This is a genomic window from Streptomyces hilarionis (assembly GCF_024539675.1).
GTDB classification, from domain to species: domain Bacteria; phylum Actinomycetota; class Actinomycetes; order Streptomycetales; family Streptomycetaceae; genus Streptomyces; species Streptomyces hilarionis.
This window is the reverse complement of sequence record NZ_JAHHIT010000085.1, coordinates 1-12,887: the sequence shown is the minus strand read 5'-3', so window position 1 is coordinate 12,887 and position 12,887 is coordinate 1. Positions and strand designations below refer to the sequence as shown.

General features: G+C 70.5%; 10 protein-coding genes. 8 read left to right on the top strand and 2 right to left on the bottom strand.

All coding sequences use genetic code 11. From position 1 onward, the window contains the following. Window positions 1-44 precede the first annotated feature (44 nt). A complete protein-coding gene (locus tag KMS84_RS21530; protein WP_256918006.1) occupies window positions 45-1,091 on the bottom strand; it encodes a LacI family DNA-binding transcriptional regulator in 1,047 nt (348 codons plus the stop codon). A 541-nt stretch (window positions 1,092-1,632) separates the two neighbouring features. Beyond that, the gene (locus tag KMS84_RS21525) at window positions 1,633-2,568 is read right to left on the bottom strand and encodes an SCO2400 family protein (protein WP_256918005.1); all 936 of its coding nucleotides are present in this window, start codon (window positions 2,566-2,568) and stop codon (window positions 1,633-1,635) included. Window positions 2,569-2,823: 255 nt separating this feature from the next. Here KMS84_RS21525 and KMS84_RS21520 point away from each other — a divergent pair, with 255 nt between their 5' ends. The 8 genes from KMS84_RS21520 to KMS84_RS21485 all read left to right on the top strand — a co-directional run. Continuing rightward, window positions 2,824-3,981 (top strand): mandelate racemase/muconate lactonizing enzyme family protein, encoded by a 1,158-nt coding sequence (locus KMS84_RS21520; RefSeq protein WP_109001443.1) that lies wholly within the window; start codon window positions 2,824-2,826, stop codon window positions 3,979-3,981. Next, window positions 3,978-4,982, top strand: a complete 1,005-nt coding sequence (locus KMS84_RS21515; RefSeq protein ID WP_256918004.1) for a zinc-dependent alcohol dehydrogenase — start codon at window positions 3,978-3,980, stop codon at window positions 4,980-4,982. The genes KMS84_RS21520 and KMS84_RS21515 overlap by 4 nt, the downstream gene beginning before the upstream one ends. 124 nt (window positions 4,983-5,106) lie before the next feature. Continuing rightward, complete coding sequence (locus KMS84_RS21510; RefSeq protein WP_256918003.1) at window positions 5,107-6,078, top strand: hypothetical protein; 972 nt, start codon at window positions 5,107-5,109, stop codon at window positions 6,076-6,078. A gap of 142 nt (window positions 6,079-6,220) precedes the next feature. Beyond that, window positions 6,221-7,327, top strand: a complete 1,107-nt coding sequence (gene chvE, locus KMS84_RS21505; RefSeq protein WP_107444124.1) for a multiple monosaccharide ABC transporter substrate-binding protein — start codon at window positions 6,221-6,223, stop codon at window positions 7,325-7,327. 32 nt (window positions 7,328-7,359) lie between these two features. Further along, complete coding sequence (gene mmsA, locus KMS84_RS21500; protein ID WP_256917999.1) at window positions 7,360-8,910, top strand: multiple monosaccharide ABC transporter ATP-binding protein; 1,551 nt, start codon at window positions 7,360-7,362, stop codon at window positions 8,908-8,910. Continuing rightward, complete coding sequence (mmsB, locus tag KMS84_RS21495) at window positions 8,907-10,154, top strand: multiple monosaccharide ABC transporter permease (protein ID WP_256917998.1); 1,248 nt, start codon at window positions 8,907-8,909, stop codon at window positions 10,152-10,154. The genes mmsA and mmsB overlap by 4 nt, the downstream gene beginning before the upstream one ends. A 78-nt stretch (window positions 10,155-10,232) precedes the next feature. After that, window positions 10,233-11,321: an aldose epimerase family protein gene (locus KMS84_RS21490; protein WP_256917997.1), complete on the top strand. Its 1,089-nt coding sequence runs from the start codon at window positions 10,233-10,235 to the stop codon at window positions 11,319-11,321. Between the two features lie 181 nt (window positions 11,322-11,502). After that, window positions 11,503-12,887, top strand: a 1,385-nt coding sequence (locus KMS84_RS21485) for a pyridoxal phosphate-dependent aminotransferase (RefSeq protein ID WP_256917996.1), incomplete at its 3' end; no start/stop codon positions are given.

Here is a 12,887-nt window from a genome sequence, read left to right as displayed (position 1 = left end):
CGGGATTTCGGCCACACTGCCGGAGCGGTTCGGCCGAGGGTTCGTCAGAGGGGTGCGCCGTCCGGCTGGGCGGCGTAGGGGAAGGTGCTGGCGCGGACGACGAGCTGGGGTTCGACCGCCACCCGGGGGGCGGTGGCGGCCGGCCGGCCCTCGATCAGGTCCAGGAGGAGCGCGATCCCCCGCTTGCCCACCGCCGAGAAGTCCTGCCGCACGGTGGTCAGCGGCGGGGCGAAGAACTCGGCTTCCGGAATGTCGTCGAAGCCGACCACCGCCACGTCCTGGGGGGTGCGCACCCCCGCCTCGCGCAGGGCCCTCAACACCCCCAGCGCCATCTGGTCGTTGGCGACGAACACCGCGGTCAGCCCCCGGCCCACCCAGCCGGCCAGTTCCTGGCCCGCACGGTAGCCCGACAGCGGACTCCAGTCGCCGCGCAACAGCATGGGCGGCTCGACGCCCGCGGACTCGAGGGTGTCCCGCCAGCCGGCGGCCCGGTCGGCCGCCTCCTGCCACTCCTCGGGCCCGGCGAGATGCCAGACCGTGCGGTGGCCGGCGGCCAGCAGATGGCCGGTGGCCAGCCGCGCGCCCAGGAGCTGGTCCACGCCGACGCCGGGGATGTCCACCCCGGTCCCGCCGCCCACGACCACCACGGGGAACGGGTGGCGCAGTTCGGTGAGGGCGTCCACCGCCGAACGCTGCGGCGCGATGGCGACCACCCCCTCGACCCCGCCCTCGCTGAGGTGGTCCAGGGCCTCGGCCAGACTCTCCATGGTCAGTCTGCGCAGACTGACCGTCGAGACGAGGTACCCCTCGGCCCGCGCCGCCTCCTCCAGCGCGAACAGCGTGCTGGCCGGCCCGTACAGGGTGGTGTCGGAGGCGACCACGCCCAGCGTCCGGGTCCGCCGGGTCGCCAGCGCCCGCGCGGAGAAGTTGCGGCGATAGCCCATCTCCTCGATCGCGCGCAGCACCCGGGCCCGCGTCGCCTCCCGCACGTTGGGGTGGTCCCCCAGCACGCGGGACACGGTCTGGTGGGACACGCCGGCCCGGCGGGCCACGTCGGCCATGGTGGGCGGCCGAAGCCGGGTGTGTGCCACGGGCGCCCCTCCTTGCCTCTCGTTCGTCGACACGGCCTGCGGTGCGGGCGGACGCTTGCGCGCCGCCGACGTCACTCCGGGATCCCGGAGGGCCCGAAGACGCCGACGGGGAAGGCGAGTCGAGGCAATGTCGGCACGACGCTCGTCCCTCCCCCTGCCGGCGCTGGGCGTTGACGGGTGAATGCGGAGGTCATTGTGAGCGCTAACAATTCACGGCGGTCAAGAGGGCTGCATGCCATACGTCGTCACGGTTGCATAACGCGTCGTAGCCCTCCGAACCGTCATCCCTGGTCAGGGGCGCGAAGGGCCCGAAAGCACCGAGGCGGCCCGGCGCTCGGCCGAGACCCCCGCCGCTCGCCGGAGCGCGCGGATCCGGGCACGGGCGGAGCGAACTTCGGCCACCGGGAGGGCCGTTGCGCCGCCCTGGACGAACCGTCCACACGCACCCGCGCCCCCGGGACGACGCCCGCGGGGCTCCACGGCGGTGCGCACACCCGCTCCGCGACGGCGAACTCCCCCGCGTCCGAAGGGGAGTCGGCCCTCAGGAGCACCACCACAGGAAGCGGGTGCAGGTCTGCGACGGGGAGGGCTGCGGGGAGGCGCCCGAGGCGGTCGGCCGGGGGGTCGGCGTGGAGCCGGAGCCGCCCGGGTCCGACGGGGCCGTCGCGCCGGAGCTCGCCCCGGAGGAGCCGGGGAGCTCGCCCGACTGGGCCTGCTTGTCCGGGGACGGGCCGGCCGTCCCCCTTGTCGCGGAGGGCGACGGCGACGCCGAGCCCGACGGCGAGGCGGAGGAGTCGGCGGAGGGCGAGGCCTTGTCCGCGCCGGCGTCGCTCCCGTCGTCCAGCGGCTGCGCGGACACGCTCGGCTCCGGCGTCGCACCGTCGAGCTCGGACGACTCCCCGCCGGCGGCCGCCGGGTCGGACGGCGAGGAGAACCCCGGCGCGTCCACGCCGAGTTCGGCCAGACTGAGACCGCCCGCCGCCAGGGCGAAGCCGACGCCGATCAGCACCAGGCGCCTGCGGCGACGACGGTGGACGGAGGCCTTGCGGTCGCGCCGTCCGGCGTCGGGCGCGACCGGCGTCCCGCCGGGGCCCCTGCGTCCGCCGCGCCCCTGCTCACGGCGGCGCGCGGCCCGCCCCTGCGGCTCGTCGCCGTCATCGTCGAGGCCGTCGTGCTCGTCGTGGGCGTCGCGCTCGTCGTGGGCGTCGTGCTCGTGCGCCCCTTGCCCGGAGGCGGGGGCGTGCGGTTCGCTCGCGTACGGCTGCGGGTCGTGGGACTGCGCGTCGTACGGCTGGGCGTCGTACCCCTGGGCCTCGTACGGCTGCGCGCCGTACGGCTGGGGCTGCGGGTCGGGCAGCCGCGGCTCCGGCTCGTACGCGCTCTGCGGATACGCGCGTAGCTGCTCGGCGGGTGCGCCGCATCCCGGGCAGGCGAGGGCGCCGTTGAGGTGCCGTCGGCACGGGTGGCAGTAGTCCATGACGCGGAGAGACTAAGTTCCCGGGCGACCGCGTTCCCGGCCGCGCCTGTGAAGGTTGTGTGGGAAACCGGCCATACGGCGCGACAATCAGAGTGACCTACCCCACACGTCCGCACCCCAAAGGTCGAAAGGGTCGGCGAAACTGTCGAAACCGTTACCTGTTCGACCCATTGACACTCCGCTCGCGCCATCTTTACTGTCTGGTCAGCATTTCGAACGTGTGACGAAATCTCGAACAGCCGAAGGGTAACTTCCGTGCGCATCACCGGAATCAGCACGCACGTCGTCGGGACGCCGTGGCGGAACCTGACCTACGTCCTGGTGCACACCGACGAGGGCATCACGGGTGTCGGAGAGACCCGCATGCTGGGCCACACCGACGCGCTGATCGGGTACCTGAAGGAGGCAGAGGCCAACCACATTCTCGGGTCCGACCCGTTCGCTGTCGAGGACCTCGCGCGCCGGATGAAGTACGGCGACTACGGGCGCGCCGGCGAGATCGTGATGTCGGGCATCGCCGTCGTCGAGATGGCCTGCTGGGACATCAAGGGCAAGGCGCTCGGCGTGCCGGTCTGGCAGCTGCTCGGCGGCAAGGTCACGGACAAGGTCAAGGCCTACGCCAACGGCTGGTACACCACCGAGCGCACCCCGGAGGCCTACCACAAGGCCGCCAAGGGCGTCATGGAGCGCGGCTACAAGGCCCTCAAGATCGACCCCTTCGGCACCGGTCACTTCGAGCTCGACCACCAGCAGTCTTTGTACGCCGTCTCCCTCATCGAGGCCGTGCGCGACGCCATCGGGCCGGACGCCGAACTGATGCTGGAGATGCACGGCCGCTTCTCCCCCGCCACCGCCGTGCGGCTGGCCAACGAGCTCGCGCCGTTCAAGCCCGCGTGGCTGGAGGAGCCGTGCCCGCCGGAGAACCTGAAGGCCCTGGAGAAGGTCGCCGCGAAGGTCGACATCCCGGTCGCCACCGGTGAGCGCATCCACGACCGCATCGAGTTCCGCGAGCTCTTCGAGAGCCAGGCCGTCGACATCATCCAGCCGGACGTCGGCCACATCGGCGGCATCTGGGAGACGCGCAAGCTGGCCGCGACCGCCGAGACCCACTACATGCTCGTGGCCCCGCACAACGTCGGCGGCCCGGTGCTGACCGCCGCCTCCCTCCAGGTCGGCTTCACCGCCCCGAACTTCAAGATCCTCGAGCACTTCAACGACTTCGCCGACGCGGAGATCAAGAAGGTCGTCAAGGGCGCGCCCGAGGTGATCGACGGCTACTTCCACCTCTCCGACAAGCCCGGCCTCGGCGTCGAGCTGGACGTGGACGCCGCCGCCGAGTTCCCGCAGCAGCAGGCCCGCTTCGACCTGTGGGCCGAGGGCTGGGAGCAGCGCAAGCCGAAGGGCAGCAAGTGAGCACCGCTGTCGTCGTCGACCGGCCGGGCGAACACCGGCTCGTCCCGCACGAGCCGCGGCAGCCGGAGGCCGGCGAGGCGCTGGTGCGCGTCCACGCCACCGGGATCTGCGGCAGCGACCGCGAGGTGTACCAGGGCAACCGGCCCGAGGGGTACGTCCGATACCCGCTGACCCCCGGCCACGAGTGGTCCGGGACGGTCGAGGCGGTCGGCGCCGGGGTCCCCGCGTCGCTCGTCGGCCGCAAGGTGGTGGGCGAGGGGTTCCGCAACTGCCAGGTCTGCGACCGCTGCCACGCGGGCGAGACGACGCTGTGCACGGACGGGTACGAGGAGACCGGCTTCACCCAGCCGGGCGCGATGGCCGCCACCCTCACCCTCCCGGCCCGGCTGCTGCACGTCCTCCCGGACGACGCCGACCTGACCGCCGCCGCCCTGCTGGAGCCGGCCGCCTGCATCGCGGCCGCCGCGATCAAGGCGCGCGCGCTGCCGGGCGAGAGGGTGGCCGTCGTCGGCACCGGGACGCTGGGCATGTTCGCCGTGCAGTTCCTGAAGGCGGGCTCGCCCGCCGAGCTGCTGGTGGTGGGCACGCGGCGGGACCGGGAGGGGCTCTCCCGGCAGTTCGGGGCCTCCGACTTCCGCACCCGGGACCAGGAGCTCCCCGACGACTTCGACGTCGTCATCGAGACCGCCGGTTCCGCGTCCGCGGCGCGGACGGCCGCGTCGTTGCTCCGGCGCGGCGGCCGGCTGGTCCTGACCGGCATCCCGGCGCCGGGCGCCGCCGGGCTCGACCCGACGGACCTGGTCGTCAGGCAGCTGGAGGTGCACACCGTCTTCGGCGCACCGCCGGACGCCTGGTCGCACACCGTCCGGGTGTTCGGGGCGGGACTGCTGGATCCGCTGCCGCTGGTCACGCACGAGCTTGCGCTGGCCGAGTTCTCCGAGGCCATCGAGCTCGTGGGGTCCGGTGACCCGAAGGTGGGCAAGGTGCTGCTCAGGCCGTAGGCCCCGACGAGCCGTACGCCGGCACGCGGACCTCCCTGACGGTCCCCGTGCCGGTGTACACCCAAGCCCCTGCACGACCTGAGCCGCGAACCCTGACCGAAATACCGAACACGAAGGACGGCATGTGACCACCGACGCTTCCACCCCGGCAGCCCGCCGACCCGGTGAGCAGGCGCTCACCGCTCTCGGCCTGGGCGCGCCCGCCCTCGATCCCGCCGACGCCTCTCCCCATGCCTTCCCGGGCGGCGGCCGCTGGCGCACCGAGGTCCCTTCGTGCGAGGGCCCCGAAGCGCTGGCGGTCATCCTCAAGGAGGCCTCGCGCCTGGACGTGCCGATCCACCGGATCAGCCAGGGCAGCGGCGTGTGGATGCTGACCGACGCCGAGATCACCGAGATGGTCGACGCCACCGCTGAACGCGACATCGAGCTCTGCCTGTTCACCGGCCCGCGCGGCACCTGGGACATCGGCGGCTCGACCCGGACCGACTCCAAGGGCGGCGGGCTGCGCGCCCGCGGCCACGACGCCGTAGCGGGCTGCGTCGAAGACGCCGTGCGCGCGACGGAGTTGGGCGTCAAGTGCCTGCTCGTCGCGGACGAGGGCGTCCTGTGGACGCTGCACCGCGCCCGGGCGGCGGGCATCATCCCGGCCGACACGACGCTGAAGGTGTCGGCGCTCATCGGCCCCGTCAACCCGGCCGCCTACGCGGTCTACGAGCGTCTCGGCGCGGACTCGGTCAACGTGCCCAGCGACCTGACGCTCGATCACCTCACGGAGATCCGGCGGGCGTCGGGCGCCCCGATGGACATGTACATCGAGGCTCCCGACGATCTGGGCGGCTACATCCGCATGTACGAGGTCGCCGAACTGATCCGGCGCGGCGCGCCGCTCTACCTGAAGTTCGGCCTGTCCAAGGCCCCCGGGATCTACCCCTACGGCCACCACCTGCGCGATCTCGCGCTCTCCACCGCACGCGAGCGGGTGCGCCGCGGCAGGCTCGCCCTCGACCTGCTCGCGCGCCACGGAGCCGACGGCGACATGGCCCCGCTCGGCTCGCGACTGCCCGGCGAACTGAACAGGTTCGACATGCCGTCATAACGTTCCGGAAACCTCGCTTCACAGAAGCCGACACAGGCGCGCAGAATCCCACACATCGCTTCTCGGTCTTTCCGGCGCTCGCTCCGGAAGCGTCCTTCGCAGCGCGAGACCGACCACTGCACACACATCAAGGATGATGATCATGCGTAACCGCAGAGCCGCCCTCGCCGCCATAGCCGGAGCCGCCTCCCTCGCCCTCACCCTGTCCGCCTGCGGCCAGTCCGGCGAGGGTGGCAGCGAGGAGAAGGCGGGCGACGCCAAGGGCGGGACCATCGGCATCGCGATGCCGACCAAGTCCTCGGAGCGCTGGATCACCGACGGCGCGAACGTCGAGAAGGACCTCAAGGCCAAGGGCTACAAGACCAAGCTGGTCTTCGGCGAGGACGACCCCGACCAGCAGGTCTCGCAGATCGAGAACCTGATCACCCAGGGCGTCAAGGCGCTGATCATCGCGGCCATCGACAACAAGTCGCTGAACAACGTGCTCCAGCAGGCGGCCGACGCCAAGATCCCGGTCATCTCCTACGACCGCCTGATCCTCGGCTCGAAGAACGTCGACTACTACGCGTCCTTCGACAACGAGAAGGTCGGCAAGCTCCAGGCCACCTACCTCGTGGACAAGCTGGGCGTGGCGTCCGGCAAGGGCCCCTTCAACATCGAGCTGTTCGCCGGCTCCAACGACGACAACAACACCAAGTACTTCTTCAACGGCGCGATGAGCGTGCTCCAGCCGTACATCGACAGCAAGAAGCTGGTCGTCAAGTCCGGCCAGACCAAGATGACCCAGGTCACCACCCTGCGCTGGGACGGCGCCACCGCCCAGAAGCGCATGGAGGACATCCTCACCTCGTCGTACAAGAGCGGCAAGGTCGACGCCGTCCTCTCGCCCTACGACGGCATCTCCATCGGCATCATCGCCGCACTGAAGTCGGACGGCTACGGCACCGCCGCCAAGCCCCTGCCGGTCATCAGCGGTCAGGACGCCGAGCTGGCGTCGGTGAAGTCGATCATCGCGGGCCAGCAGTCGATGACCGTCTACAAGGACCTGCGCAAGCTCGCCCAGGTCGCCACGGACATGGTCGACGCCACCCTGAACGGCAAGAAGCCCGAGATCAACGACACCAAGTCGTACGACAACGGCACCAAGGTCGTCCCCGCCTACCTGCTCCAGCCGGTGAGCGTCGACAAGACGAACTACCAGAAGGAGCTCGTCGACGGCGGTTACTACACGGCGGACCAGCTCAAGTAAGCGTCGAACCTTACGGATTGGAAGGCACGACCATGGCGGGACCCGTCCTGGAAATGCGCTCGATCGTCAAGACCTTTCCCGGCGTCAAGGCGCTGTCGGACGTAACGTTGACCGTCCGTCAGGGCGAGGTCCACGCCATCTGCGGTGAGAACGGCGCCGGGAAGTCCACCTTGATGAAGGTGCTCTCCGGCGTCCATCCGCACGGGAGTTACGAGGGCGACATCCTCTTCGAGGGAGAGGTCGTCCAGTTCAAGGACATCCGGGCGAGCGAGCAGCACGGCATTGTGATCATCCACCAGGAGCTGGCGCTGTCGCCGTACCTCTCCCTGGCGGAGAACATCTTCCTCGGCAACGAACACGCCAAGGGCGGGTTCATCGACTGGCGGGAGACCCTGCGGCACGCCACCGAGCTGCTGCGCCGGGTCGGTCTGGACGACCACCCGGAGACCCGCGTCGCCGACATCGGTGTGGGCAAGCAGCAGCTCGTGGAGATCGCCAAGGCGCTGTCGAAGAAGGTGAAGCTGCTCATCCTGGATGAGCCGACGGCCGCGCTGAACGACGAGGACAGCGGCAAACTCCTGGATCTCATCCTGGAGTTGAAGAAGCAGGGCATCACCTCGATCATCATCTCCCACAAGCTCAACGAGATCCGCAAGGTCGCGGACTCGGTGACGATCATCCGCGACGGGCACTCCATCGAGACGCTCGACGTGAAGTCGGCGGAGACGACCGAGGACCGCATCATCAGCGGCATGGTCGGCCGCGACCTCGACCACCGCTTCCCCGAGCGCACCCCGCACGAGCCGGAGAAGGGCGCGGCTCCGGCCCTGGAGATCCGCGACTGGACCGTGCACCACCCGATCGACCAGCAGCGCAAGGTGGTCGACGACGTGTCGATCCAGGTGCGCCGCGGGGAGATCGTCGGCATCGCGGGACTCATGGGCGCGGGCCGCACCGAGCTGGCCATGAGCGTCTTCGGACGCAGCTACGGCCGGCACGCGGGCGGCACGGTCCTCAAGGACGGCAAGGAGATCCGCACCAGGACGGTCGCCGAGGCGATCGGGCACGGGATCGCCTACGTCACCGAGGACCGCAAGCACTACGGCCTCAACCTCATCGACACGATCAACCGCAACATCTCGCTGACCTCCCTGCACAAGGTCGCCAAGCGGGGCGTGGTCGACGAGCACGAGGAGCGGCAGGTCTCCGAGGGCTACCGCAAGTCCATGAACATCAAGGCCCCGACCGTCTTCGAGCCGGTGGGCAAGCTGTCCGGCGGCAACCAGCAGAAGGTCGTCCTCAGCAAGTGGATCTTCGCGGGTCCCGACGTGCTGATCCTGGACGAGCCCACGCGCGGGATCGACGTCGGCGCCAAGTTCGAGATCTACACGGTCATCGACCAGCTGGCCGCCCAGGGCAAGGCGGTCGTCTTCATCTCCTCCGAGCTGCCCGAACTGCTCGGCATGTGCGACCGCATCTACACGATGGCCGCCGGACGGCTCACGGGCGAGTTCCCGCGGGCCGAGGCCACGCAGGAAGTGCTGATGCGTCAGATGACGAAGGACAAAGAGGTAACGCGATGAGCACGGACGTGACCGACAAGAGCCCGGCGGCGGCGCCGCCCGGGAAGGGCGGGGGTTCGGCCGCCGGCGGCGGGGTGCTACAGCTGATCGTCGACGGGCTGCGGCGCAACATGCGCCAGTACGGCATGCTGATCGCGCTCGGCCTGCTCGTGGTCCTGTTCCAGGTGTGGACCGGCGGCGACCTGCTGCTCCCCCGCAACGTCTCCAACCTGGTCCTTCAGAACAGCTACATCCTGATCCTCGCGATCGGCATGATGCTGGTGATCATCGCGGGCCACATCGACCTGTCGGTCGGTTCGGTGACGGCGTTCACGGGCGCCTTCGCCGCCGTCCTCACGGTGCAGCACGACGTGGCGTGGCCCGTCGCGCTGGTGCTGTGCCTGGTCGTGGGCGCGGTGGCCGGCTCGGTGCAGGGCTTCCTGATCGCCTATCTCGGCATACCCTCCTTCATCGTCACCCTCGCGGGCATGCTGCTCTTCCGCGGTCTGACGGAGATCCTCCTGGAGGGCCAGACCCTCGGCCCGTTCCCGGACGGTCTGCAGAAGATGGGCAACGGCTTCCTCCCGGAGGTCGGCCCGGACACCAACTACCACAACCTGACGCTGCTGCTGGGCTTCGTCCTGCTCGCCTTCGTCGTCCTCCAGGAGGTCCGCGACCGCAAGCGCCAGCAGGAGTTCGCGCTCGACGTGGTGCCGCTGAACCTCTTCCTGCTCAAGCTGGTCGCCATCGCCGCCGCGGTCCTCACGGTCACGATGCTGCTCGCCAGCTACAAGGGCGCGCCGATCATCCTGATCATCCTCGGCCTGCTGGTGGTCGGCTACGGCTACATCATGCGCAACGCGGTGTTCGGCCGTCACATCTACGCCATCGGCGGCAACCTGCCGGCGGCGAAGCTGTCCGGCGTCAAGGACAAGAAGGTCACCTTCCTCGTCTTCCTGAACATGGGCGTGCTCGCGGCCCTGGCCGGTCTGGTGGTCGCCGCCCGGCTGAACGCGGCCTCGCCGAAGGCCGGTCTCAGCTTCGAACTCGAGGCCATCGCCTCGTCGTTCATCGGCGGCGCGTCCATGAGCGGCGGCGTCGGCACCGTGCTCGGCGCGATCATCGGCGGTCTCGTCCTCGGTGTGCTGAACAACGGCATGAACCTCCTCAGCGTCGGCAGCGACTGGCAGCAGGTCATCAAGGGTCTCGCCCTGCTGATCGCGGTCGGGTTCGACGTCTGGAACAAGCGCAAGTCCGGTTCCTGAACCGGTAGCGGGCCCCGCCGGAAGGCGGGGCCCGCTCTGTTTCCAGGACCGGGACCCGCCCCCGGCGCGACGGGCGGGGTGAGCGGGACGAGCGAGGCGGCAGTGGAAGGCGGGAAAGCGGTGAGGACGTTCTTCGGCAGGCTGGCCGACGGCGCCGAGGTCTCCAGCTGGTCGCTGGAGAACGGCGGGACCCGGCTGAGGGTCCTCGACTACGGCGGGATCGTGCAGTCCCTGGAGATCCCCGACCGGCATGGCCGGTACGCGAACGTCTCCCTCGGGTTCGGCGGCATCGAGGACTACGTCGCCGGCAGTCCGTACTTCGGGGCGCTGATCGGCCGGTTCGGCAACCGCATCGCCGAGGGCCGCTTCACCCTGGACGGCGAGAGCCACCGGCTTCCGCGCAACGACGGAGCGCACAGCCTGCACGGCGGGGACGAGGGCTTCGACCGGCGCGTCTGGCAGGCCGAGCCGTTCACCGAGGGCCCGGACGTCGGTCTGCGGCTGCGGCTGACCAGCCCCGACGGCGACATGGGCTATCCGGGCACGCTCCAGGCGCACGTGACGTACACGCTCACCGCCGACGGGGACTGGCGCATCGACTACGAGGCCACCACCGACCGGGCCACCGTCGTCAACCTGACCAGTCACGTCTACTGGAACCTCGCGGGCGAGGGCAGCGGCTCGGTGCACGACCACGAGCTGGAGATCGCCGCCTCCCGCTACCTGCCCGTGGACGCCGGACTCATCCCCACCGGCGAGCCCGCCGACGTCGACGGAACGCCCTTCGACTTCCGCACGGCGAAGCCGGTCGGCCGCGACCTTCGGGTCGCCCACGAGCAGTCCCTGCACAGCAAGGGCGTCGACCACAACTACGTCCTCGACAAGGGCCTCACCGACCGGCCCGAGCCCGTCGCCGTCCTGCGCGACCCCGCCTCCGGCCGCACGCTGACGATCGCGACCACCGAGCCGGGGATGCAGTTCTACTCGGGCAACTTCCTCGACGGCGGCCTCGTCGGCTCCGGCGGCCGCACCTACCGCCAGGGCGACGCCCTCTGCCTGGAGACCCAGCACTTCCCGGACTCGCCGAACCGGCCGGACTTCCCGAGCACGGTGCTGCGGCCGGGCGAGGTCTACCGGACGACGACGGTCCACTCCTTCGGCGTCTGACCCGTGGCCGCCGCCCACCGGGCCCTTCACAGTTAAACCACAATGTTCCATCGATTCCTCAGCGGTTGAACGGCGCCGCCGACACCTGCGTATGTAAGAACGGCCCGCGCTCCCCCGCGCGGGCCACCCAATGACGACGGGCCCGGTCGTCCCCGCCGGGCCCGCCCCATACGGAGGTTCCATGGCCGACAACGTCTCCTCGTTGTTCCGCAACAGCGCGGCGCACAGCCCGTCGATGGCGGCGCTGACACGCGAGGGCGGCGAGGGAGTCGGCCCGGTGGACTTCTGCATCCCGTGCAACCCGTACTTCCCCACCCCGGCCATGATGGACACCATGGCCGCCCGGCTGCGGGACATCATCACGTACTACCCGAGCAGCGCCGACACGATCACCGCCGAGCTGTGCAACCTGCTCCAACTCCCGCCGCAGGCCGTGGCGATGGGCAACGGATCGACCGAGCTGATCACCTGGATCGACCATCTGCTGGTGCGCGAGTCCCTCGCCGTGCCCGTCCCCACCTTCGGCCGCTGGACCGACCAGCCGATGGAGACCGGCAAGCGGGTCGACATGTTCCCGCTCCAGGAGTCCAGCGGCTTCGCCCTGGACCTCGCGCAGTACGCCGAGTTCATCCGCACCCGGGGCACGCGGGTCGCCGTCATCTGCAACCCGAACAACCCCGACGGCGGGTTCCTGCACAAGCACGCGCTCGTGCAGTTCATGGACGCGATGGCCGACCTGGACCTGATCGTCATCGACGAGTCGTTCCTGGAGTTCGCGGACGCCGAGCAGGAACCCAGCGTCGTGCAGGAGGCGATGATCCGGCCGAACGTCATCGTGCTGCGCAGTCTCGGCAAGAACTTCGGTCTGCACGGCATCCGTTTCGGCTACATGGTCGCCAACCCGTCGCTGGCCGGCCGGGTCCGCTCGATGCTGCCGAAGTGGAACCTCAACGCCTTCGCCGAGTACGTGGTGTTCATGCTGAAGGAACACGGCCCCGAGTACGCGCAGAGCCTGCTCCAGGTGCGCCGGGACCGTCTCGACATGGCGAGCCAGCTCTCCGCGCTGCCCGGCCTGACCGTCTACCCCTCGCAGGGGAACTTCCTCTTCGTGCGCCTTCCCGTGGGCGCGGAGGGCACCGTGGTCCGCGACCGGCTGCTCGCCGAGCACCGGATCCTGGTCCGCGAGTGCGGCAACAAGATCGGGTCGTCCAGCCGCTTCCTGAGACTCGTGGTGCGCCCCCAGGTCGACGTGCGTCGCCTGGTGTCCGGCCTGGAGCAGGTGCTCTACGGGACCAGGAGGGGAGCCGCCGTGCCCGAGCTGAGCGCCGCAAGCAGCTACAGCTCGGGCACGGCGGCCGTGGACCGGCTGGTCACCAACGGCGCGGGCATGCCGGGCCTGGCCGCTCAGGCCATGGGCTCCGCGGGGCCCGGGCTGGTCGCGGCCGCCGCGCCCGCGGCCGTCGCCGCCGCGATGCCCGCCGCCGCGCCGCCGCAGCCCTCCGAGGGCGCCGGGATGCCGATGCCGGCCGCGGCGCAGGTCTTCCCCCAGTCCGTGCCCGCCCCGGC

Excerpts from the sequence above, each read along its gene's own strand:
- KMS84_RS21525 (WP_256918005.1), bottom strand. The coding sequence starts at position 2,568 with ATGGACTACTGCCACCCGTGCCGACGGCACCTCAACGGCGCCCTCGCC.
- mmsB (WP_256917998.1), top strand. The coding sequence starts at position 8,907 with ATGAGCACGGACGTGACCGACAAGAGCCCGGCGGCGGCGCCGCCCGGG.
- mmsA (WP_256917999.1), top strand. The coding sequence starts at position 7,360 with ATGGCGGGACCCGTCCTGGAAATGCGCTCGATCGTCAAGACCTTTCCC.
- chvE (WP_107444124.1), top strand. The coding sequence starts at position 6,221 with ATGCGTAACCGCAGAGCCGCCCTCGCCGCCATAGCCGGAGCCGCCTCC.